This is a genomic window from Nisaea sp., from assembly GCF_034670185.1.
In the GTDB taxonomy this organism is placed as follows: Bacteria; Pseudomonadota; Alphaproteobacteria; order Thalassobaculales; family Thalassobaculaceae; genus Nisaea.
Genome location: NZ_JAXMNY010000001.1, coordinates 33,221 through 55,861 on the forward strand (window position 1 = coordinate 33,221; position 22,641 = coordinate 55,861).

The window sequence follows — 22,641 nt, forward strand, 5'->3', positions numbered from 1 at the left end:
GGATGGCGTTCTCGACGGTGCTGCCGCAGCGGGTGGCTGGTGTTTTCGGGCGCAGGCCATTGTTCGGCACGCTTGTGGCGCTGGTCGTTCTGATGGCTCTTGCCGAGGTTGCCCTGGGCCCGGTGCGGCTGGGACCGTCCGATTTGTTCGCCGTTCTGATCGGTGAGGGGGAGCGCGGTCCGACGGCGATCCTGTTGCAGATCCGGTTGCCCCGCATGGTGCTCGGCCTTGCCGTCGGCATTGGCCTCGCGCTGTCCGGTTGCGCCTTGCAGGGCGTGCTGCGCAATCCATTGGCCGATCCGGGATTGATCGGCGTCACCGCGGGCGCTGCGGTCGGCGCTGTCGGCGTCATCGTTCTCGGTAACTTCTTCATCGGCGATCTGCCGGCCTTGGTTCGGCCCTATGCCCTGCCGCTCGGCGCCTTTATCGGCAGTATCCTCGTGACTGGTTTTGTCTTCTCCTTCTCCAGCCGGGGTGGTGGCACCAATATCGCCATGCTGATCCTCGCCGGGGTCGCGGTGAACGCCATCGCCGGGGCGCTGATTGGCGCCATGGTCTTTATCAGCGACGATCAGCAGCTCCGGGATCTGACCTTCTGGTCGATGGGTTCCATCGCGTCGGGCAACTGGATGACGGTGACGGTGACCTCGGCGGTCGCCGTGCTGTCCGGGCTGTTCCTGCTCCGCATGGGGCGGACCCTTGACCTGTTCCAGCTTGGTGAGCGGGCGGCCTTTCATGCCGGGGTCGATATCGAGCGGCAAAAGCGCCGCATCGCGCTACTGACCGCGCTCTCGGTCGGCGCTGTCACGGCGGCCGCGGGGCCGATCGGCTTCATTGGGCTGGTGGCGCCGCATATGGCCCGGCTGATCGTCGGCCCGGCGCACCGGCATGTGCTGCCGGCAGCCGCCCTGATCGGCGGCGCTCTCATTCTCGGCGCCGATCTCGGGGTCCGGCTCGCGGTCCCGCCAAGCGAGCCGCCTATCGGGCTCGCCACCAGCATGATTGGCGGCCCGTTCTTTCTCTGGCTGCTGATGCGCCGGATGAAAAAGGGAGGCGGCAATGCTTGAAGCCCAGGGGGTCACCGTCAGCTTCGGCAAGACGACCGTGCTGCGCGACGTGAGCCTGCGGGTCCGGCCGGGCGAGCTGGTCGCCCTGTGCGGCCCGAACGGGGCCGGCAAATCGACCCTGCTCGCCGCCATGGCAGGCGACTTTCAGCCCGAACGCGGGCAGGTCTTCATTGAGGGTGCGATCATCACGGGGCTGCCGCCGGCGGAGCTGGCCCGCCGCCGGGCGGTGCTGGAGCAATCGCCGTCGCTCTCCGCCGGGTTCAGCGTGGGTGAGTTGCTGGCGCTTTCCATCCCGCGCGACGTGCCGCCGGAGCAGGCCGACGCGCTGATTTCCAGGAAACTGCATTCCGTTGGCCTGGCCGACCGGATCGGCGACAATTGCCAGATCCTCTCCGGCGGCCAGCGCCACCGGGCCCATCTGGCCCGGGTGCTCGTACAGCTCGCCGCTTCCGATAATCCGGACACAGGCTATCTGATGCTGGACGAGCCGACATCGAGCCTCGACATCGCGCACCAGATCACCACCATGCGCATCGCCCGCAGGGTGGCCCGCGAGGGGGCGGGGGTGCTGGTGGTGCTGCACGACCTGAACCTCGCCGCCGCCTTCGCCGACCGGGTGGCGCTGATGCATGACGGACGCATGGTCGCGGACGGGCCGGGGGCGGAGATCTTCACAGCCGACCGTCTGAGTGCCATCTATGAGACGGAAATCGCCGTTGAACGGGAGGACGGACAGGCGCCGCGCATCCTCCCCGTCTATGGCCCGGACGCGCATGCCAACCCGGAGCTTTAGAAGCACCGGAAGCTTAGAAACCCGATACGTTTAAAAAAAAACCAAGGAGAGACAGAATGTATATCGCCATGAACCGCTTCAAGGTCACCAAGGGCTCGGAAGAGGATTTCGAGACCGTCTGGAAGACCCGCGACTCCCAGCTCGACCAGGTGCCCGGCTTCGTCGAGTTCCGCCTGCTCAAGGGCCCCGAAGCCGAAGACCACACGCTGTACGCCTCGCACACGCTCTGGAAGGACCACGACGCCTTCGTCGCCTGGACAAAATCCGACCATTTCCGCAAGGCCCACGCCAACGCAGGCAACGCCGACCGGAAACCCCTTTATCAGGGCCACCCGCAGTTCGAAGGTTTCGAGACGGTGCAGAAGCTCTGATCAGCTCTGCACCAGGTGTGAGATGTATGGAGCGCCGGTCCCGGATGGGGCCGGCGCTTTTATGTGGGGGGATTGAGTCCCGTGAAACGGGAAATGTTGCGGATGACGGCTTCCGACCCAAAGCGGTCATTCAGAAATTCCAGATTGGTTCACTCAGGTTGTTGATCACGCGTCAGCGGACACGATCCAACGCGGCCGCCCGGCTTGATTGGGAACTAGGTCTCGGCCCGCATATGAAATCGGCCCACGCAGCCAGTCCGTGATGCTGATCATGTCCCGAAAAGCCTAGCCCCAAGTGTGGGCATGTTCGGGAGCACTTCAATCAGATGAAGAACTCTATTCAAATATGGAGGTGTTTGCGGGGCTCAGGTCTCGCGAATATGAAAAGTCAGGTGTCGTGGTTTCGGCGTTACAAGAGTTCACATACCTCGTCAAACTGCAGTCTTGGCAGGCGCTGGAACAGGCCGGTCAGGTCGGCAGTGCCGAGGCAGCATAGGAAGTTGGAGCGGATCGTGGTCTCCGCGAAGAACGCTTTGTCCACCGCGGCATTGTCGAAGCCGGACATCGGCCCGGTATCTAGGCCGAGCGCGCGAGCCGCCAGTATGAGATAGGCGCCTTGCAGGGAACTGTTGCGGAAGGCGGCCGCTTCGGCCTTTTTCGGATCCGACGCGAACATGTCCTTGTATTCCGGCTTGTGCGGAAACAGCCGATCGAAATTCTCGTAGTAGGCCGTGTCATATCCAATGATCGCGGTCACCGGCGCGCTCAGGACCTTCGGCTTGTTGCCCGGGGCGACACATTCTGCCAGCTTCGCCTTGTTCTCGCCGGTCCGAATGAAGAGGTAACGTGCGGGGCATCCATTGTTTGCGGTCGGCCCCATACGCACGAGCTCATAGAGCCGCCTGATCTGATCGTCCGTGATCGGCGCGTCGGTCCATTTGTTATGTGAGCGCGCCTTGCGGAAGAGGAGGTCGATCCCGTCGGCGCCGAGGGTGGAGATCCGTGACCGAAGTACCGCGACCTCTTCCTGGGCCGCCTTGATCTCGTTTGTCATCTATCGTCCTTTTACGCGTCTGCGAGCACAAAATCGAAATCGACCATCAGGTAGGGCGTGGCGATGGTCTCGCCGATCGCGAGGTCGTCAGGCAAATCGTCCCGGGAGTCATGCAGCTCGTAATGCATGACAATTCCTTCCCGGACACCGAATACCGCGTCCTCGTCGAGGTAGGGGTCGTCGTCCGGGAACAGCTCCGTGACGAGGCTGCGATGGCCGTCTGCCTTGACGATGATGTGGAGGTGAGAAGGACGCCAGGCATGCCGGCCGGTCGCGCGCAGCAACTCGCCGCCCGGACCGTCGGTCGGAACCTCGTAGGGCACGGGACGGACGGTCGAGAAACAGTAGCGGCCGTCCTCGCCGACAACCTGGCGGGCGCGCAGGTTGTACTCTGACTGGTTCTCGTCCTGGCTGGAATAGAGTGCATTGGCCGCGGTCTGCCATATTTCGAGTTCCGCTCCGGCAAGAATCTGTCCTTTTGCGTTCTTCACGCGTCCGCTGACGACGAGCGGGTCGCCTTCATTTTCCTGGATGAGATCGCCGCCGACCGGGAGCAACGGCGCGCCGAGTACATGGAACGGCCCAAGCACGCTGGACGGAGTGGCATCGCCGGCCGAGTGGATCATGTCGACCAGCGAGGAGAGGCCGAACAGGTCGGAGAACAGTACGAACTCGTTGCGATGTTCGTCCGTAATGTCTCCGGTGCGCGTCAGCAGCTCGATCCCCTTGCGCCATTCCTCATGCGTGAGCTCCGTTTCCTTCGCGAAGGCGTGCAGGTGATGCACCAGCCGCTCGAGGATTAAGCGCAGTCTGGGCTCAGTGTCGGCCGCGCAATAATTCATGAAGGCCTGGGTGATGGTTTTTTTGTCGACATTTCTCATGGGGGTGAACTCCAAGGCTTCCGGGGGGCGGTCACGGCAACAGGCCTGTGCTCAGGATCGGGAACCTGATGATCAGGATCAGCACCACCAGCATGACGAGGGCGAATGGAAGGGCGCCGATGAAGACGTCCTTCAGGGCAATGCGCTGATCGTTCAACGTTGCCTTGATTGTAAAGCAGGAGAGGCCGAGCGGAGGGGTCAGCAATCCGATCTCGGCCCCGATGACTGTGACGATGCCGAACCATATCAGGCTCATGCCCATCGGTTCGACCAGAGGCAGGAAAAGCGGCACCACGATGAGGATGATCGAGGCCGTGTCCAGCAAGGTCCCGAGAAACAGCATCAGTAGCACGTAGGCCACCATCACCCAGAAGAAGTCGAGCTGACTGGCTTCCAGGATCGCGCCCAGTTCGTTCGGCAAACCGGCAAAGCCAAGCATACGGCTATACATCGACGCGGCGGTGATCAGGAACAGGATGTTCGCTGTGATGTGCCCGGTTTCAATCAGGGTCTGCCAGAAGGCGCGCAAACTCATGCGTCGTGCCAGGACGGCGAGCAGCAGGGCCGCGGCCGCCCCGACCGCCCCGGCCTCCACCGGAGTGAAGAAACCGGCATAAATGCCGCCGAGAACCAGCGCGATCAGCGACAATACAGGCAGCGTCCTGCGGGTAATGACGCCCCAGCGCATGAGGCCGTTCTCGCCCGCGGTCCCGCCGACGAAGCCCGGCGTCGCCCGGGCCATGATGGCGATGGCCAGCACGAAGGCGGCGGCCAGCAGCAGGCCGGGAACGATGCCGGCGATGAACATGTGGCCGACGGATTGCTCGGCGACGAAGGAATAGATGATCAGCATGGCGCTCGGCGGGATGATCATGCCAAGGACAGACGAGCCGGCGACCACGCCGACGGCGAAGCGCGGATTGTAGTTGAGCCGGAGCATCTCCGGGACCGAGACTCTAGTGAAAACCGAAGCGGACGCAATCGAGGAACCGGTTACGGCGGCGAACATGGCATTGGCGCCGACCGTCGCCATGCCGACCCCGCCCTGCATGCGGCCGAAGACCCGGTTCATCACCGAGTAGATATCGGTCCCGAGACCGGCGCGCGAAACCACGAGCCCCATGAAGGTGAAGAGCGGGATCGTTGCGAACGCGTACTCGGTCACGCTGTCCGAGATGGCGATCTTCAGAAGATTCATGGAAAGGGTGGCGTTGTCGCGGATAAGCCAGATCCCGATGAAGGAAACCACGCCGAGAGCGATCGGAACATAGAGGCCGACATAGATGAGGCCCACGATCAGCAGGATTGAAATCGTTCCGATCTCGAACGGACTCATGACTCGGCTCCCGTTCGCGACTGGACAACGTTCAGTGTCCATCTCATGCAGCACATCGCGGCGCCAAAAAAGATTGCCAGCTTGATCGGCCAGGCCGGGGCGGTGAAGACGCCGGGCGTTCCGACATAGTGACCGGTTTCCCAAGCTTCCAGAACTTCGGGGTACATGGTGATTGCAATGAGCGCCATGAGGACGGCACCGATCGAGTCAAGCGCGCGCCTGATCCAGGTACTGATCCGCGGAGCGCGGTTGTCGAGGGCACGCAGGAGACCGTCGGAACGGGTCAGTCTGCCCACACGCACCACGTCGGGCAATTGCAGGAACACGATGAAGACCACGGAAAACTCCACCAGCTCTACGCTCCCCTTGAGAGGGGCGTGAAAGACGCCGCGGGCAACGACATCGACGATAACCGCGGCGACTAGGAACAGAACGAAGAGCGAGCCGAAGGCGTTCGACAGGACGGTGATCCTGTTGACGCCTTCCGACACGCTCTCGATCGCTCTCTTGGAAAGGTTCATGTGCTGCCTGTTCGCCCCCTGACGGGGATCCGCCTTACTTCAGGTCGGCCGTCCAGTCACGGGTCGCGGGTTGGCCCGCCGCCTTCAGTTTCGCCATGTAGGCACGCAGCATGTCTTTGGCCGGAATGCCCTTGGCTTCCAGCTCTTCCGCCCACTCGGCTGCAATGTTCGGCATGGCCATGGCCCATGTCGCCCGTTGTTCCGCTGACAGTTCGACGATCGTTCCCCCATCGGCGAAGAACTTCTGTTCACTGGCTGCAGCTCTCTCCATCGCGATGCCGGCTATGCGGTCGCGATAATCGGCCGCAACTGCTTTGAGGACGGCCCGAACCTCCTCGGGGAGTTTCTTCCAGGTGTCCATATTGATCGTGACGGACTTCGTGTTGACCGCACCGAGATTGGCTTTGAGCATATAAGGCGCGACCTCGCCGATCTTGAAGGTCTTCGCGGCTTCGGGCCACAGCATTGCCTGATCCACGACGCCGGTCTGCAGCATGTTGTAGAAATTGGTCAGGCCGCCGCGCACGCCCGCCGCGCCAACGCCCTCGAGGTAGCGCAGATTGTAGCCTGCACCTGCCACCTTCTTGCCGTTCATGTCGGCGATCCCGTTCACCTGGTCCCGCGAGAAGACCTGATAGCTGTCAAGAACCACGCCGTTGGCGAGCAGAACCTGATTCTGCTTTTCGAACGCTTCGCCCATTTGCGGGAATTCGGCGGCGATCTCGTCAACCGCCTTGGCCACAACACCAGCATCGGAGCTGATGAACGGTGTAACGAAGGCAATTCCCTGAAGCGGCAGTTTCGAGCTGTGGAACACGGTCGTCACGACACCTATGTCGCCGAGCCCGAGTTTGATGCCTTCAAGAACGCCTTTCGGCTTCACGATGGCGCCGCCATAGGCTTCTTGCCACTCGATCTTGTAGTTGCCCTTCGCGGCGAGGCGTTTGTTGACTTCCGGAAGGAAGTAGCCCGAGAACTCCTTGACCCACATCGCGCGCGCCGGATAGCCGTCGATCGCGATCATCTTGATCGTTTCGACCGCAAGTGCCGGCGTCGCGGCGGCAGCGGTCAGGAACAGGGCTGCAGTTGCAGTTCTCGCAAGAAGCGATTTCAGATTTGTCATGTCGTCCTCCCTTGATTGGCCCGCCGGTTGTTCCGGATTGTTCTGGGCTTAGATTGCGCTGTCCTAGGTTTCGGCTTTCTTCCATAGTTCGTCGATTTTGGTGCCGGCTTGACGGAACAGCTTCGCGACCGGGCAGAATTTGGCGACCTCAGCCGCGACCCGGGCCAAGTCTTTTTCGCTCGCGCTGCCGTCTGCCTCGACCACCATCTCAATGCTCCTGAAAGGAACATCGATCTCCTCGGTCAGTGTGACCCCCCGCCGGTCGAACAGGCAGTCGATCGAAATAGAGAGATAGCCGATATCCACATCGAGTTTGGCGGCACATTTATTGGCGATCACGTTCGTGCACCCGGCAAGTGCGGCAAGCGCGGTTTCCGTAGGTGCCGGACCGGCATTGGTGCCGCCACGGACCTCCGGCTCGTCGATCACGCTAGCCACGTCGCGTACCGAGATATCGGTACGCGAGTGGGAAACTCCAGCGCCGAAAACGGAAGTCGTGACGGTCATTTTCGGCGTGATCTTCATGGCTCAGCGCTCGTCCGCGATAGGGTTGCGGAGTATGCCGATGCCTTCGACCTCGATTTCGACGACATCCCCATCTTTCATCCAGACCGGGGGCTTGCGAGCATAGCCGACACCTTCCGGCGTTCCGGTCGCGATCAGGTCGCCGGGCTCCAGGGTCATGGTCTGGCTCAGCAGCGAGATCGTCTTCGCCACCGGAAAAATCATGTCTGACGTGTTCGCGTTCTGCATCACTTCGCCGTTCAGACGGGTCTGGATCTGCAGGCCGACACAACCGGCAGGCAATTCGTCCGGTGTCACGATTTCTGGGCCGATCGGGCCGGTTCCGTCGAAATTCTTCCCGATCGTCCATTGGGTCGTGCGGCGCTGATAGTCGCGGAGCGTCGCATCGTTGAAGAGGGAGTAGCCGACGATGCAGTCGAGGGCGTCTTCCTCGGTCACGTTGCGCGCCGTCTTGCCGATTACGATCAGCAATTCGCACTCATAGTCCAGATTTCCCGACAGTTTCGGGCGGATGATCGGCGCATTGTGCGGTATCAGCGAGAGGCGGCTGCGCATGAAAATGTCGGGATAGGTCGGCGGCTCCGCCCCGCCTTCCTTGGCGTGGGCTGCGTAGTTCCGGCCGACGCAGAGGACTTTCGGAGGATCGGCGATCGGAACACAGAATTCGAGCGCGCTGGTATCCAGGGTTTCGCTCGCTTCCTCGACCGCGGTCCTTGCCGTCTCCATCGCGCCCGCTCCGGCCCGGATCAGCGACAGCATGTCTCGGGGCAGGTCCGGAGCTGCGATCGAAAGGTCGACGGATTTGTCGCCAAGCCTTGCCCCGAGCGTCGGGGTTCCGAGTTTGTTGAAGCAGAAAACCCTCATGTTCGTTCCTTACTTTCTTTGTCGAGACTTTCTTAGTCGAGCGGTTTCAGAGCGCCGCGTTTTGCCAGTTCTCGGCCGGCTCGGACGGATTCGAGATCAGGCCCGCGACCTTGATACCGACGATTGCCGCGGCTTCGTCCCGGTCCGAAGCATCTCCGCTCACACCTACCGCGCCGATGGCCTGGCCTGCGGAGTTCAGGATCAGCACGCCGCCGGGAACGGGGATGAATTTGCCGTCGGACGCCGCGGCGATCGCCGATTGGAAGGCGGGACGGTCTTTCAGACGGTCGCGAATGGTCCGGCTTGGAATCCCCATGCCAAGTGCCGCACCCGCTTTGCCGATCGCGATGTCTCCCCTGACGGTGCCGCAGCCATCTTCACGCTGGAAGTGGACGAGGTTGGCGCCTGAATCGAGGACCGCTACGGTCAACGGCAACAGATCGGCTTTTCTTCCGGCAGCGATTGTTCCGTCGCAGACCGCGCGAGCCTGATCCAATGTCAGGCTTGAGGCGACGTTGATCAGAAAGTACTCACTCATTTCATTCTCCCCGGCTCAGGCGCTCTTCGAGGAAGCGGCCGGTCTTTTCGTAGTGGTTGATAAGAAGCAAAACGGCTTCGTCGACATTGCGGTCCAGGGACGCGTTCAGAATCGCCTCGTGTTCTTCGCTGATGTGGCGGCTCGGATAAGCGGATGTCCCGGCAATCATCCGATAGCGAATGTTCTGGTCGTACAGCTGTTCGCAGTAGCGGAGGAGGATGGACGAGCCGCAGGCGGAGATAAGCGCAATGTGAAAACGCTTGTGCCGGACTTCCCATTCCGGGTTGGCCTCAAACCCGTCGTCTCCGCGAGAGCGCGGAAATCTGGACAGATGATGATGTGCGAGAACGAGCGCTTCCTCCCAGGCCTGATCTCCGTTTGCGATGGACTCCGATAGTGCGCGTTCCTCAAGCCAGCATCTGGTCTTCAACAGTTCGCCGAATTCGGCCTTGCTGACCAGAGCAACGCGGAAGCCGCGCTGATCGATCCGCTCGACAAGAGCGTCGGACGTCAGAAGGCTCAAAGCCTCCCGAACCGGTGTCGCTCCGACATCGTAGCGCTCGCTGAGCTCGCTGATTTTAAGCTTGCGTCCGGGTTCCAGGAAGCCTGACAGGATATCCGCGCGGATTCGGTTTGCCGCAAGCGCGGTGATCGAAGTGGTTTCGCTCTCTGCTGCCTGCACAGACGGGTTTTCTCTATCCTGTCTCGTGTCGATATACATCCTATGCCCCAATCCGGCCTCAGATCTTCACGACGTGTTCACGAAACCTGTGGTTACTCTGCAGCTTCGGCTTGTCGTGATCTTCGTCGTTCAGGTATTTGATCGACGGCTTGCCGAGAAAATCCCGGGGCAACAGGTGGGCCCGCACGAACTGGCTTTCGCCGTCCGTCACATTGAATGCCGTGACAGGCGAGTTGGTATCCTCGAACCAGACCTCGCCCGGTGTGATCTCGGTGCTGTCGTGGTCGGAACGAATTTCGAGAGCGCCCTTGATCAGATAACGGTAACCAGGTCCGGGATGAACGTGCCTGTAAGCCACCGCGCCGGACGGGAAGCCGACGGTGTCCAGTCGAAAAACGACCTCACCCGGAGCGATGCTCAACGGCGCGGTTTTTACCAACTTGCAATGTTCCGGGGGCTCCACTGGCGTTTTTCCGATGCTCCAGACACATATCTGGCCGACGCCCCTTATGGGGAGCGGCTTGGGTCCGGAGACAAAATCGGTTTTACCAGGTCCAAGCGCCGTGTTGCCCAAAAGGAAAGACCCGACCTCCACGTAGAGCATTGCTGGCCCCGGCGGGATCAGAAGCTCCATCTCCTGCGGACGGTCGCTGGCAAACACCTGAAAGATCATGTGCGGCATCTTTGTCATATTGTCATTTAAAACACGCTTTTTTGATATTAACCAGAAAAAATCGATTTTTTTGATTTTCTGAAGATAATATGTTTAAGCTGACATACAAATGGGATCAGGCTGCAAAAATGCGGCCGGCTTCTTAGGCGTCGATTAAAAAAGGCGTTCGTATTCAAGGCGATGGGAGGAAAAACATGCGTCTCAAGATGATTTCGATGTTGGCGGCGACTGCGGCGATGGTCGGCCTCGCGCCACCAAGCCAGGCGGCCGTGGACGGCCCGGACGTATTCTGGAAGCTGTCGATGTGGGGCAACCCGCGCGCCCTGTCTGCCGGGATGGAGCGGCTGGCGGAGAAAGTCGCGGCCGAAACAAACGGTAAATTCAAGATCAAGATCTTCTATGGCGGCCAGCTGTCGAAGTCGCGGGAGAACCTCGACGGTCTGAAGCTGAACGCATTCGAAGGCGCAGCGTTCTGCAATTTCTATCACCCCGGCAAAAACCCGGCATTCATGGTGTTCTCGTTGCCGTTCCTGCCGTTGGGCGACCCGAAAGTCGATAAGTATGTCCGCTCGAAGATGATGAGCCATCCGGCCATGATCGCCGATATGGACAAGTGGAATGCAGTTCCCTATGTGTCCGGTCTGCTCCCCCAGTATGAAATCCTGGGTAAGGGAAAACCGCCGCTGAAGCTGGAAGACTGGAACGGTATGCGGGTGCGCGCCGGAGGTGGTCTCGGTTCGGCCATGGAAAAACTGGGCGCCGTGCGGCAGACCCTGCCGGCGGGCGAAACCTCGACCGCGTTTCAGCGCGGGGCGCTCGATGCCGCAGCATTCCCCTATACCTATGCCCATGTCGCCTTCAAGATTTCCGACGAGGCAGACTGGTATACCTCGAACCTGACGCCGGGCACGTCTGAGTGCGGTTGGATCTTCAACAAGACCGCCTACGGCAAACTGCCGAAGCAATACCAGGATCTGCTGACGGGCATGCGGGACGAAGTCATGGACGTGACCCAGGCTGCTTATGCGGAGCAGGACAAGAAGAACCTGCCGATGTTCGAGAAGACGATGCAGAAGATCGTCTATGACGAGGCTACGCTAGAGGCGTTCCGCAAGGTTGCCGGCCAGCCGGTCTGGGATGAGTGGATTGCGGCGAATTCCGACAAGTTCGACGCAAAAGGTGTCTTCGATGCGATCTGGCAGTATGCCGAGGAAGCAAAGGCGACGCTCAAGTAGCACGAACAATGTTGAGGGAACTCGAGTGGCGCTCGCGTCGCCCGAGTTCCCTTGTCGGTTTACTCGGGCTTGCAGGCAAAGCCGGTTGAAAGAGTTTATTTAGATGTCATTCACGACGCCGGGCTCCACGGAGCCGGACGGGTTCGCTTCGTTCATTCTGCGTGCCGACAGGTCGCTGTCGCCGATTGAGAACGCCGCAAGTTTCACCGCCGGAGCCGGCGTGTTCTTGCTCATGGCGCTTGGCGTGCTGCAAATTCTGCTGCGGAGCCTCTTCAACAGTCCGATCGTCGGCTACATCGATCTGGTCGAGCTATCGATGGCGATTTTGGCCTTTCTTGGCACCGCCTATTGCCAGCGTTTGGGCGGCCATATCCGCATGGACATCCTTGTTGGCCATCTTGAAGGACGTCTTCTCTGGTTCGTCGAGAGTGTGGGTACCCTACTGGCTCTATTCATTATCGGCGTCATCATCTGGTTCGGCTGGGACCATTTCCTGAGAGCCTATGAGCTTGGCGACACCTCCATCGATGCCGAGTTCCCGGTCTGGCCATCAAAGCTGCTGGTCCCGGTGGCCTTCGCGATCTGGTGGCTCCGCCTGGCAATCCAGCTCGTCGGCTCGTTGCGCCTGATGATCAATCCGAGCCTGGAGCCGGCCGGGGTCCTCCTGCACAAGGACGCGGCCCAACTCGCACAGGAAGAGATCCGCGAATCTCTCGGCGAAAACAAAGGAGCGGATCGATGATTATCGGCATTGGTTTCGAAGATCCTTTCCTGGTTGGCCTGATCGGTACCGGGCTGCTGTTCGTGATGGTCTTGCTGGGCGTGCGGATCGTATACGCGGCCTCGATTGTCGGGCTCCTCGGTCTGGTAGAGCTCCTGGGCTGGGCCCCGGCGGCAGGCATCGTCGGAACCATTCCGCATTCCAAATCGTCGACCTATGCGCTGAGCGTGCTCCCGCTTTTCATCCTGATCGGGTTTCTGGCCTTCCATGCCGGCATGACGCAGCAGCTTTTTGATGCGGCGCGCAAATGGATCGGCTGGGTCCCCGGCGGGCTCGCGGTCGCGACGGTGTTTGCGACCGCCGGGTTTGCCGCTGTGTCCGGTGCGTCCACGGCGACCGCGGCCGTCTTCGCGCGGGTCGCGATCCCTGACATGCTGAAACATGGCTACGACAAATCGATGGCGGCCGGCGTGGTCGCAGCGGGTGGCACATTGGCCTCGCTGATCCCGCCTTCGGCCATCCTGGTCATCTACGCGATCATCGTCGAGGAATCCGTTGGGGCCTTGCTCCTGGCAGGGTTCCTCCCGGGTCTGGTTTCCGCACTGATCTATGCTGCGATCATCATCTTCTGGGCCAAGGTCAAGAAGAATGTCGGGCCGCCGGTGCGTGGTTTCACGTTCAGCGAGCGTATCCGGTCTCTGCCGGGAGTCATGCCGATCTTCGCAGTCGTGGTGATTATCATCACGGCGATCTATGGCGGTTGGGCGACACCGACCGAGGCTGGCGCTCTCGGCGCCGCGATCGTGTTGCTGATGGCAATATGGCGCGGCGTAAGAGCGCCCTCTATCCGCGATGCGCTCATGGAGACCGCCAAGCTCACGGCGATGATCTTCGCAATGATCTGGGGCGTCCTGATCTTTGTCCGGTTCCTCGGTTTCTCCGGCCTGCCGGAAGCCTTCACCCAGTGGGTCCTGTCGCTGGATGCCGACCCCATGGTCATCATGATCTGCATCCTGCTAGCCTATGCCCTTTTCGGCATGTTTATGGATGCGATCGGTATGCTGCTCCTGACGCTGCCGGTGGTCTATCCTGCGGTCATCGCGCTCGGGTTCGATTCCATCTGGTTCGGCATCATCGTCGTGAAGATGGCGGAGGTTTGCCTGATAACACCGCCGATTGGCTTGAACTGCTTCGTGGTGAACGGTGTGCGGCCCGACATCCCGCTGACCACCGTGTTCCGCGGCATCATCCTGTTCTTTGTCGCCGATGTCATCACGATCGCGGTTCTCGTGGCCTTCCCCGAGATCATCACGTTCCTGCCAGAGCTGCTTCTTTAGCGGCACAACAAGAGGCTTGTTCGATATAGGAGCCACCCAGCCCCTGCAGCAAAAAAGGCCCTAAAAAATACCTTCTCCTCCTCAGGCAGAGGAGATTCCCTTCTCGACTTTTTGAAATTCCTTTTGGAGGACGCGGTGCTGGTTCGCTTGGGTGCGGCGCAGCAGGTTCACTTTGGCCCGGAAAGTTCCTGCGAACTCCTCGATGAGGTCTTCCTGGCCGAGGAGGATGGAGCGGAGGCCAGCGAGGACTGACGTTGAATATCGACCGGGTTCTCCTGCAGGTTCCGCGTTCGCCCGGGAAGCGTTCGAGAAGATGTCGGGCTCCGACGACATGGCCCGTCTGCAGCAGCAGCGCGGATCCTGACTTCCGATCATCGCCGACTACATGCGCATCCGCGCTGGCGAGAAGGCATTAAACTGATTCCTCGGCCGTTACCGTCAGGACAATAAGGGCGCGATGGTGGAGGTGGCCGGCCGGTTCCTCGCGCGGATGACGGAAGAGCGATATCCGGAGCTGGTGACTCAGCCGAGCGACAAGGACGACAGGCTCGCAGCCTGGGGGTGCAATGGCTCCCTAAAGCAGGTCGACCCGCTGTCTGAAGGGACGCGCCCCGGCTACCTCTCGATCTCGCTCGCGGCCACCAGGTGCCGCCGCTGATCCTGGACGATATCCTCAGTTCCTCGGACGACCCGTGTACCAAGGCGATGCTAGCGGCCTTCGCAGGTCTCGCCGAGGAGGTCCAGGTGATCGTGCTGACGTACAACGCCTATGTTCTCAGTCTTGCCGAAGCGGCGGCGGGCGGCATGCATGCAGTAGTGAGGTTGGACGCCGCATAGCTGCGCCCGAACGGCCGCTTCCCACCCAGTTGAGCCTGATGGCCTATTCGGCCGGCAGCGACCCAAAGCTGCCTTTGTATTTCCTAGCCACGTAGCCTCCCCACCCGGCGCCCCGCGCATTTCCCCCTCCCACACGGGACGGTCTGCGCTAGGGTGGCTCCCAATAAATAAAAGCGTGAGGAAACAGCCACCATGAAGCTCTATTACACTCCGAACTCGCCCTATGCCCGGATCTGCCGGATAACCGCGATCGAGAGCGGGCTGGGCGAGGCGCTGGAGCTCGATTGGGTGGGGCTGCGGACGCCGGACAGCCCGGTCATTCCGGTCTCTCCGCTGGGGCGCATCCCGCTGCTGCAGGACGGTGACCTCGTGCTCTCGGAGGCGCGGCATATCTGCGCCTATCTGGACGAGAAATCCGGCAAGCGGACCGTTGCGCCCTATGGCGACTGGCAGGCCGTCGCGGCGGAGGCGCAGTCGCTCGCCTTTCTCGACGTGGTCACGGTCTGGTCGCGCGAGATGAGGCGCGCCGAGGGAGAGCGCTCCGGATCCCTGCTGGAGGTGGCGGATGTCCAGGTGAGGCGCGGTCTGGACCATCTGAACTTTACAGTAAAAGCCCCCGCAGGCGCGCCGCCGATCAGTTTCGATGCGCTCTGCGTCGTGGCGGCGCTCGGCATGATGCAGTTCTACGGGCTGGTGCCGGACTGGCGGGAGAGCTATCCGGCGCTTGCCGCCTGGTCGGATGCCTACGACACCATCGCGTCGGTCTCCGACAGCAAACCAAGCAAGGATGCGCTCCGTCCCCTCACGCGCTGACCTGACCCGCTGATCTGGCCCGCTGACGCTCCGCGCCGGCCGGCCAGGGCAGACTTAATGCAGAGAGGACAGGCCGGGTTTTTTGTAATTAATTGAATATAATTCCCGGGAAATATTCTGGCTCAAATTCTGTGTATTCAATCACGATTGTTCATTCTCGGGCTTCCGAGGGCGTCTTGGTGCTGAAGGCTGACGGAAACAGTTGAAATTGTTCCCGAGTCACTTCTAGATCGCCGAAAATATGGTCTTCGGGGTTAGAATTCGTGAAAAACATAAAGCTTTCGACAAAAATTCCGGCGCTTGTCGGGATCGCTACCGCGCTGTCCATTCTGGTCGTCGCGTCCTTCAGTTACTTCCAGTCCGGCCGGCAGCTGGAAAAGCGCGCGGTCGACCAGCTGGAAGCTCTTTCGGTGGCGCGTGTCGATGCCCTGAAGACCCTGCTCGGCACCATCCGTGACGACATGCTGATCGTGGCCGAGAACAGTGGCACAGAGAAAGCGCTGAACGGCTTCAAGTTCGGCTTCCGGCTGTTCGCGCGGAAAGGCAATCCGACCGAGACGCTGCGGAAACTGTATGTCGAGGACAACCCCAATCCCGAGGGCAGCAAGCAGCTGCTGGATCTGGCGGAAGACGGCTCCGGCTATTCCAAATATCACGGCGAGAACCATCCCTGGTTCCGCAAGCTGGGGGAAAGCCGCGGCTATGCCGATGTGATGCTGATCGATTCCGACGGCAATATTGTCTACAGCGTTCTCAAAGCTGCGGATTACGCGACCAACCTGTCGGAAGGCCCGGCAAAAGACACGGAGCTGGCAACGGTCTTTGCCCGGCTGGCGGAAAACCCCGAGCCGGGTCAGGTCGTGATGACTGATTTCCACGGCTATGCGCCGCGCGCCGACGCGCCGACGGCCTTTATCGCAACGCCGCTTTTTGTCCGAGGAGAATTCGCCGGCGGGCTGGTGATCCATATTCCAGCCGAAATGATCGACCGGCTGATGCGTGATACCTCCGGCATGGGGGAGACCGGCGAGACCATCCTGGTTGGCGCAGACATGCTGTTGCGCAGCAGCTCCCGCGTTTCGGGTGCCGATGCCATTCTGACGGCGGAAGCAAACACCGATGCTGCCGGAAAGGCCCTGGCTGGAGAGGAAGGCACGGTTCAGGAAAACAATTATCTCGGTGAGCCGGTCTATTCTGTCTTCAAGCCGCTGGAATTCGAGGGCGTGCGCTGGGCTGTGCTCGGAGAGATGAGCGAGGCCGAAATTCTCGGGCCGGTGCAGGATATGCGGAACATTCTCGCTGCTGTCGGTGTGGTCATGTTCCTGCTGCTGGCGGGGATCGGCTATACGACCGCACGCACGGCTTTGCGGCCGGTGGTGCAGATGACCGGTGTGATGCGCTCGCTCTCCGAAGGCGATCTCAGTGTCGAGATTCCCGGCACGGGGCGTGGCGACGAGATCGGGCAAATGGCCGCGTCCGTCGAAGTCTTTCGCGCGAACATGATCAAGAACGAGGAAATGCAGGCCGAGCAGGAGAAGGCCCGCGAGCAGCGGGAAGCCCGGTCGCGGCGTATCGAGGAGATTACCGAGGTCTTCGACAACGCGGTCAGCGAAGCCCTTCGCAGTGTCGCCAGTGCCACTACCGAGCTTGATGCCACCGCGCAATCCATGACCAAAATTGCCGGCAATACCGAGACCCAGGCGGAATCGGTCGCGGCGGCGTCCGGTGAGGCCTCCTCCAACGTGGACATGGTCGCAGCGGCGGCGGAACAGCTTGCCTCCTCGATCCGGGAGATTGGCCAGCAGGTCAGTGAGTCCACACGGATCAGCGCGGAAGCGTCCCAACAGGCGGAGCATACCCGGGAGTCCGTCGTCGGACTCGATCAGGCAGCCCAGAAGGTCGGCGAGATCGTCGGACTGATCAATGACATTGCCGAGCAGACAAATCTGCTGGCCCTGAACGCGACCATCGAGGCCGCACGCGCGGGTGAGGCGGGCAAGGGCTTTGCCGTGGTGGCGAGCGAGGTGAAAAACCTGGCGACCCAGACGGCCAAGGCAACCGAGGAGATCACTACGCAGATTTCGGCAATGCAGTCAGAGACGACCAGCGCGGTTAGCGCCATCCGGACAATTTCCGAGACGGTGGCCCGGGTCAGCGAGATCGCAACCGGGATTGCCTCAGCGGTCGAGGAGCAGAACTCCGCGACCAACGAAATCAGCCGTAACGTTCAGGAAGCGGCGCAGGGCACCCAGATGGTCTCGGCCAATATCTCCTCCATGACCGAAGGGGCGCAGGATACCGGCGCTGCAGCCAGCCAGGTGCTGGAGACAGCACGCGAGGTCGCCCAGCAATCGAACACGCTGAACGACACGGTGCGCCGGTTCCTGGACGAGGTCCGCAACGCCTGACGGGCCTCAAGCCTCCCGGTGCGCGCCTATTTGGCCTCCAGCCGGTCCCGGAACCATGTCAGCACCCGGCGCCATAGCTCGTCTCCAAGGAAGGCACCTTCGATGCTGGTATCCAGGTTCGGGTTGTCGTTGACCTCGATGACGAATACTCCGTTCGCGTTCTGCTTCAGATCGACACCGTAGAGTCCGTCGCCCATCAGGGCGGCGGCCTTCACCGCGATATCGATGACCTCTGCCGGCGCCTGGCCGACAGCCATGGTTTCGAACCCACCTTCGCGGACCTGACCGTCCGGGCGATGATGCACGATCTGCCAGTGCTTGCGGGCCATCAGATATTTGCTGACGAAAAGCGGTTCACCTGCCAGCACACCGACGCGCCAGTCGAAATCTGTCGGCATGAATTCCTGCGCCAGCAGCAAGTCCGTCTTGCGGAACAGCTCGGCGGTCAATGTTTTCAGATGTGCCAGGTCGGTAACCTTGTGCACACCCCGGCTGAAAGAGCCGTCCGGGATCTTGACCACCATGGGGAAGTCGATTGCGTCGGTCGCTTTTGAGAGATCGCTTGCCGACGACAGCACGACTGTCTTCGGGATCGGCAGCCTGGCCGCCTCCAACTTCTCTTTCAGGAACACCTTGTTGGTGCAGCGGATCATCGACATCGTGTCGTCGATCACCGGCATGCCTTCCTGCTCCGCCCTGCGGGCGAAACGGAAGGTATGGTCATTGACCGAGGTGGTTTCCCGAATGAACAGGGCGTCGAATTCGGCGAGACGCGGCAGATCCTTCTTCTGGATCGGCTCGACCTCGATGCCCATTTTTTCCCCGACCGCCGCCATGCGTTTCAAGGATTTGATCTGCGAGGGAGGCAGAGCTTCCTTCGGGTTATGCAGAACGGCAAGGCTCCAGCGCAGCGGAGCCTTGGATTTCGGGCCAGACCAGGAACGGCGGCTGTGAATGTCCATGGCCTCTATCAGGAAGGCCTTGTTGTCCGCACTGATCCGTTTCAGGGAGAGGGGCTTCAGGTGCCGGATACGGGTCCACTCTCCGGCATCCACTTTCACGGTGATGCCCGGGCAGCGGTACCAGTCGAACAGCAATCGGGCGAATTTCTCGTAACCCGGCAGGGACGGGCGGCCGAAGGCGACGATGAACTCGAAGCCTTCATCGCCGGTATCTCCGGCGCGGGCGCGGTCCTTATTCAGCGCCTCTTCGAGTTCCGGCATTGACGCCGCATAGAGGCTCTTGCGTGACAGCTCCAGCATGGTCTGCACGCTCGGCATAACCCGGTGCCCGCGCGCTTCGGCCAGCAACGAGGCGTAATAGCCGGCGCTCTGGTAGGCGTAGCTGCGGGCCATGTTTATGACGACCGGGCGCGAGCGTTCGAACAGGGCGGGTGCGGCGAGATAGTCGCGCACGGACATCACCTTGTGTTGCGTATCGGCCTGGTCGATATCCTTCCGACCTTCGGTAAGAATCAGCCAATCCGTCATTCCGTCTGTTCCTTTCGAACAATAATCGCGGCTCGCAGCCTTCCGCGGCCCCAGCGGGCCATCCGTTCGAAAGCCTCCTTGGGGATGGGCAGGGCGGCTGCCGCGCTTTCGGTTTCCAATGCGTCTGTCTCGATCCACGGATCGTGGATCAGATAGCGGTCATTCTCTTCGCCATAGACCAGCACCCAGTGCGGTGTCTTGCTGCCCAGCATCTGATAGAGGCTGACCAGGACGATTGCGTAGGCTCCCTCATCGAGGGCCGCGCTCAGGGCAACATTGTCCAGCGTTGCGATGTGAACCGGGATGCGCAGTTCTTCAGCCTCGCGCCGGTAGTCTTCCTGGATCAGCGTAAGGGCCTCGCGCTGGTCCTTGAGGCGCACGCTGTCGATGAAGAGTGGCGGTTCCTGGCTGAGGAAGACCTCGACCGAAAGTCCTTTGCGGGCCAGCGCCACCGCCATGCCGACAGGCTCGCAGCCACCGTGACCCGTTTGCATGAAAACCGTTGTCGACTCTCGCCAGAGCCGGAATTCCTCGACCCGGCTGAAACTGACGGAAGGATCGAACGCCTTCAGTGCCATCATCATGCAGGCGGGGCCGCAGGTGAATTCGGAGGTCTGGGAATAATAGGAGGGGGCATTTGCCGTGAGGGTCGAGCGGACGAGGCGTTTCTCGAACCGCAGGGCGTCCGCATGATCCTCGTAATAGTCGAGATATTTTCCGAACTGTTTGTAGCCGAGCCGGGTGTAGAGGGTGATTGCGGACGTGTTGTCGGGCCGGACTTCCAGTCGGAGCGAGAGACAGCCATGCTCGTCGCGGGCGATATCCTCGGCGGCGCTCATCAGCCCCGCTGCGAGGCCGGTGCCGCGCGCGGATGAGGCGAGGGCAATGGAATAAAGCCGGGCCAGCGCCGTGCCCCGGCGATAGAGGATCAGAATGTAGCCGGCAATGCCGCCGTCGCCTTCGGACACCAGCAGCGTGCAGTGGCCGTGGTGGATGAAATCGCGGAAGCTGCGGCGGCTGAGCCGGTCACTATCGAAACAAGCCTCTTCAATACGGACAAGGGAGTCCAGATCCGCCAGCGTCGCGTCGCGAATGCGTATCTCTGCCGTATCCAGGGACGGATCGGGGAGGCGCTGTTTCTCACCTTTTGACGAGGCCACCCGCCATACTCCGGAAATGTCGTTGATCGAGGGCGCGGACTTTGACCGGCATCCCGCCGTCTCCCGTTTCCCATGCGGGAGATTAGCGAGTGTCGCGGTTTCTGTCTCGCGGATATGCATGCCAGAACCTGCGAAAAACAGGGCTCAGCATTGCATGAAAGGCATCGGCTTGCAGCGGTCGGCTCAGCTCGTCAAACTGGCGCTCCAGTCTATCAAGGAAATGGATCATGGATACCTCATCGCTTCTGGTTTTCGCTGTTGCTCTAGCGCTCGCCGCCGGGTCTCCCGGGCCGAGTCTGGCCGCGCTTGTGGCGCAGGTGTTGGCCCGGGGCTGGCGGGCGGTATTGCCGTTCCTGGTGGCGATGTGGCTGGGTGAGTTGGTCTGGTTGACCATGGCCATTGTCGGCCTTGCCGCAGTCGCGGAGGCCTTTCACTCGGCCTTCCTGGTGATCAAATGGCTCGGCGTCGGCTATCTGGGCTTTCTTGCCTGGAAGATGTGGACCGCGCCGGTGGATACGGCGGGCGAGCGTTTGCCGGAGCCGCGTAGCAGCCTGAAAATGTTCCTCTCCGGCATGTCGGTCACTCTTGGCAACCCGAAGATCATGCTGTTCTACCTCGCCCTGCTGCCGACCCTGATCGATCTCGGCTCTGTTTCCTTTGCCGACTGGACCTCGATCGCACTCACTCTGGTCTTCGTGCTGGCAGCGATTGATCTCAGCTATGTCGTCATGGCGGCTGGCGCGCGGACCCTGATGCGCAGCCCACGTGCGGTTCGCATCGCGAACCGGGTAAGCGCAACCGTGATGGGTGGGGCTGCGGTCGCCATTGCCACGCGGCAGTAGCGCCGAAAGGGCCGGGAGTTAGCTGACGGGCTTGTCGTCCCCGCTGTCCGCCGCTTCCGTGTCTTCTTCGACAGGCGGCAGCGGGTCCACGGTGGAAAGCGTCTGCGAAAGCACCACGGCATCGCCAAAGGGGATGTGCTCTTCCACGGGGGCCGGGTTCCGCACACTCATGCGATACGCGCAGAAGCTGGCGGCAAGAATGTGGATGGCTGCCGTGTAGGCGAACAGATACTTGATGCCGACCAGATCGATCAGCGCCGATGCGATCAACGGCCCGGCGATGGCGCCAACGGCGAATACCAGCAACAGCCCACTCGCCGCCTCGACATAGTCTGACGGCTCGGTGATGAAATCGTTGAGATGGGCGACGCTGAGGGAATAGACAGGGAAGGCGAAAACCCCGAAGGCAAACCCGAAGATATAGAGGCCATACGGTACGGCATTTGCGAACAATACCATGCAGAGGCCGGACGCCGCCGCGCCGAGGCAGGCGACGATGATCATCTTGCGCCGGTCCATCCGGTCGGACAGGCTGCCAATCGGCCATTGGCCTATCGCTCCCGCGATGACAACGATGCTCATGAACCAGGCGACGTTGGACACAGATGCCTCACCCATCGAGGTCAGGGCGTAAACCGGTGCCAGGGTCCAGAAGGCACCGTTGGCAAGGCCGACCGCGACACATCCAACAACACCGACCGGAGAAATCCTGAACAGCCGTATCAGCCGCAGCTGGACGACATCGAGCGGCGCCGGCTGGTCGATCCGGGTCAGCGCAATCGGTACGGCGGCAATGGAGACCAGGATCGAGGCGAGGGCGAAAAGCGGGAAGCTGGCGGGATCAGCCGTTATCAGCAGCATCTGTCCGGCTGTGATTACGGTCAGATTGATGATGGTGTAGACGGAAAAGACGAGGCCCCGCGTCTCGTTCGTCGATTTCTCGTTCAGCCAGCTTTCGATCACCATATAGAGCACGGCGAAGCAGAAGCCTGTTGTGGCACGCAACAGCCACCAGACGGCGGGTTCTAGTATCAGCGCATGAATCAGCACGACGGAAGAGGCGACGGCGACCATGCCGGCGAAGGTGCGGATATGGCCGACGATGCGGATCACTCGTGGGCCATAAATGCACCCCGCCATGAAACCGCAGAAATAGGCCGAGCCCAATATTCCGATCTCAAACGAGCCAAACGCTTCCATGCCGGCGCGAACAGGCAGCAGGGTGCCTTGCAGGCCGTTGCCCATAAGGAGGATCGCAACGCTGAGAAGCAGCGGAAGGAAGGGGGTTATGGATGTCATTGCGGCGAGACTATAGGCGGGAGGCCGGGGCAACTCAAGGCGAGGCGTGATGTCTGTCGCGGGTGGCCTGA

General features: G+C 61.2%; 23 protein-coding genes. 10 read left to right on the top strand and 13 right to left on the bottom strand.

From position 1 onward, the window contains the following. The first annotated feature begins 2 nt into the window (after positions 1-2). The 3 genes from VOI22_RS00155 to VOI22_RS00165 are packed head-to-tail and all read left to right on the top strand — an operon-like array spanning position 3 to position 2,231. Positions 3-1,067, top strand: coding sequence for an iron ABC transporter permease (locus VOI22_RS00155; RefSeq protein ID WP_323794581.1), 1,065 nt, complete (start codon positions 3-5; stop codon positions 1,065-1,067). Continuing rightward, entirely contained in the window at positions 1,060-1,860 is an 801-nt protein-coding gene (locus tag VOI22_RS00160) for a heme ABC transporter ATP-binding protein (RefSeq protein WP_323794582.1), read from the top strand. The genes VOI22_RS00155 and VOI22_RS00160 overlap by 8 nt, the downstream gene beginning before the upstream one ends. 56 nt (positions 1,861-1,916) lie before the next feature. After that, positions 1,917-2,231, top strand: a complete 315-nt coding sequence (locus VOI22_RS00165; protein ID WP_193171738.1) for an antibiotic biosynthesis monooxygenase family protein — start codon at positions 1,917-1,919, stop codon at positions 2,229-2,231. 409 nt (positions 2,232-2,640) lie between these two features. Here the strand turns inward: VOI22_RS00165 and VOI22_RS00170 are convergent, their stop codons facing one another. From VOI22_RS00170 to VOI22_RS00215, 10 genes are all read right to left on the bottom strand, one after another. Then, the gene (locus tag VOI22_RS00170; RefSeq protein WP_323794583.1) at positions 2,641-3,285 is read right to left on the bottom strand and encodes a malonic semialdehyde reductase; all 645 of its coding nucleotides are present in this window, start codon (positions 3,283-3,285) and stop codon (positions 2,641-2,643) included. Between the two features lie 11 nt (positions 3,286-3,296). After that, entirely contained in the window at positions 3,297-4,166 is an 870-nt protein-coding gene (locus tag VOI22_RS00175) for a dioxygenase (RefSeq protein WP_323794584.1), read from the bottom strand. Positions 4,167-4,197: 31 nt separating this feature from the next. Then, positions 4,198-5,502 (bottom strand): TRAP transporter large permease, encoded by a 1,305-nt coding sequence (locus VOI22_RS00180; RefSeq protein ID WP_323794585.1) that lies wholly within the window; start codon positions 5,500-5,502, stop codon positions 4,198-4,200. Further along, complete coding sequence (locus tag VOI22_RS00185) at positions 5,499-6,023, bottom strand: TRAP transporter small permease subunit (RefSeq protein ID WP_323794586.1); 525 nt, start codon at positions 6,021-6,023, stop codon at positions 5,499-5,501. The genes VOI22_RS00180 and VOI22_RS00185 overlap by 4 nt, the downstream gene beginning before the upstream one ends. A gap of 34 nt (positions 6,024-6,057) precedes the next feature. After that, the gene (locus VOI22_RS00190) at positions 6,058-7,146 is read right to left on the bottom strand and encodes a C4-dicarboxylate TRAP transporter substrate-binding protein (RefSeq protein WP_323794587.1); all 1,089 of its coding nucleotides are present in this window, start codon (positions 7,144-7,146) and stop codon (positions 6,058-6,060) included. A gap of 63 nt (positions 7,147-7,209) precedes the next feature. Then, positions 7,210-7,671, bottom strand: a complete 462-nt coding sequence (locus VOI22_RS00195) for an OsmC family protein (protein ID WP_323794588.1) — start codon at positions 7,669-7,671, stop codon at positions 7,210-7,212. A gap of 3 nt (positions 7,672-7,674) precedes the next feature. Then, positions 7,675-8,535: a fumarylacetoacetate hydrolase family protein gene (locus VOI22_RS00200; protein WP_323794589.1), complete on the bottom strand. Its 861-nt coding sequence runs from the start codon at positions 8,533-8,535 to the stop codon at positions 7,675-7,677. 46 nt (positions 8,536-8,581) lie between these two features. Further along, entirely contained in the window at positions 8,582-9,073 is a 492-nt protein-coding gene (locus tag VOI22_RS00205; protein ID WP_323794590.1) for a GlcG/HbpS family heme-binding protein, read from the bottom strand. Position 9,074: 1 nt separating this feature from the next. After that, positions 9,075-9,794, bottom strand: coding sequence for a GntR family transcriptional regulator (locus VOI22_RS00210; RefSeq protein ID WP_323794591.1), 720 nt, complete (start codon positions 9,792-9,794; stop codon positions 9,075-9,077). Positions 9,795-9,813: 19 nt separating this feature from the next. Beyond that, a complete protein-coding gene (locus tag VOI22_RS00215; RefSeq protein ID WP_323794592.1) occupies positions 9,814-10,428 on the bottom strand; it encodes a cupin domain-containing protein in 615 nt (204 codons plus the stop codon). Positions 10,429-10,622: 194 nt separating this feature from the next. On the opposite strand from VOI22_RS00215, the gene dctP reads away from it, so the two are divergent. The 6 genes from dctP (at position 10,623) to VOI22_RS00245 (ending at position 17,779) form a co-directional block, all read left to right on the top strand. Further along, on the top strand, positions 10,623-11,663 hold the full coding sequence (dctP, locus tag VOI22_RS00220) for a TRAP transporter substrate-binding protein DctP (protein ID WP_323794593.1): 1,041 nt from the start codon (positions 10,623-10,625) through the stop codon (positions 11,661-11,663). Positions 11,664-11,766: 103 nt separating this feature from the next. Beyond that, complete coding sequence (locus VOI22_RS00225; RefSeq protein WP_323794594.1) at positions 11,767-12,405, top strand: TRAP transporter small permease; 639 nt, start codon at positions 11,767-11,769, stop codon at positions 12,403-12,405. Continuing rightward, complete coding sequence (locus tag VOI22_RS00230) at positions 12,402-13,721, top strand: TRAP transporter large permease (protein WP_323794595.1); 1,320 nt, start codon at positions 12,402-12,404, stop codon at positions 13,719-13,721. The genes VOI22_RS00225 and VOI22_RS00230 overlap by 4 nt, the downstream gene beginning before the upstream one ends. 705 nt (positions 13,722-14,426) lie before the next feature. Beyond that, positions 14,427-14,558 (top strand): hypothetical protein, encoded by a 132-nt coding sequence (locus tag VOI22_RS00235; RefSeq protein ID WP_323794596.1) that lies wholly within the window; start codon positions 14,427-14,429, stop codon positions 14,556-14,558. Positions 14,559-14,750: 192 nt separating this feature from the next. Continuing rightward, complete coding sequence (locus VOI22_RS00240; protein ID WP_323794597.1) at positions 14,751-15,371, top strand: glutathione S-transferase family protein; 621 nt, start codon at positions 14,751-14,753, stop codon at positions 15,369-15,371. 263 nt (positions 15,372-15,634) lie between these two features. Next, positions 15,635-17,779: a methyl-accepting chemotaxis protein gene (locus tag VOI22_RS00245; RefSeq protein WP_323794598.1), complete on the top strand. Its 2,145-nt coding sequence runs from the start codon at positions 15,635-15,637 to the stop codon at positions 17,777-17,779. Positions 17,780-17,805: 26 nt separating this feature from the next. On the opposite strand, the gene VOI22_RS00250 is transcribed toward VOI22_RS00245, so the two are convergent. Further along, on the bottom strand, positions 17,806-19,269 hold the full coding sequence (locus VOI22_RS00250; protein ID WP_323794599.1) for a RimK family protein: 1,464 nt from the start codon (positions 19,267-19,269) through the stop codon (positions 17,806-17,808). Continuing rightward, entirely contained in the window at positions 19,266-20,429 is a 1,164-nt protein-coding gene (locus VOI22_RS00255; protein ID WP_323794600.1) for a GNAT family N-acetyltransferase/peptidase C39 family protein, read from the bottom strand. Before VOI22_RS00255 ends, VOI22_RS00250 begins: the two co-directional genes overlap by 4 nt. A gap of 227 nt (positions 20,430-20,656) precedes the next feature. On the opposite strand from VOI22_RS00255, the gene VOI22_RS00260 reads away from it, so the two are divergent. Beyond that, positions 20,657-21,271, top strand: coding sequence for a LysE family translocator (locus VOI22_RS00260; protein ID WP_323794601.1), 615 nt, complete (start codon positions 20,657-20,659; stop codon positions 21,269-21,271). Positions 21,272-21,289: 18 nt separating this feature from the next. Here VOI22_RS00260 and VOI22_RS00265 read toward each other — a convergent pair whose 3' ends face one another. Next, the gene (locus tag VOI22_RS00265; RefSeq protein ID WP_323794602.1) at positions 21,290-22,570 is read right to left on the bottom strand and encodes an MFS transporter; all 1,281 of its coding nucleotides are present in this window, start codon (positions 22,568-22,570) and stop codon (positions 21,290-21,292) included. Positions 22,571-22,641: the final 71 nt, after the last annotated feature.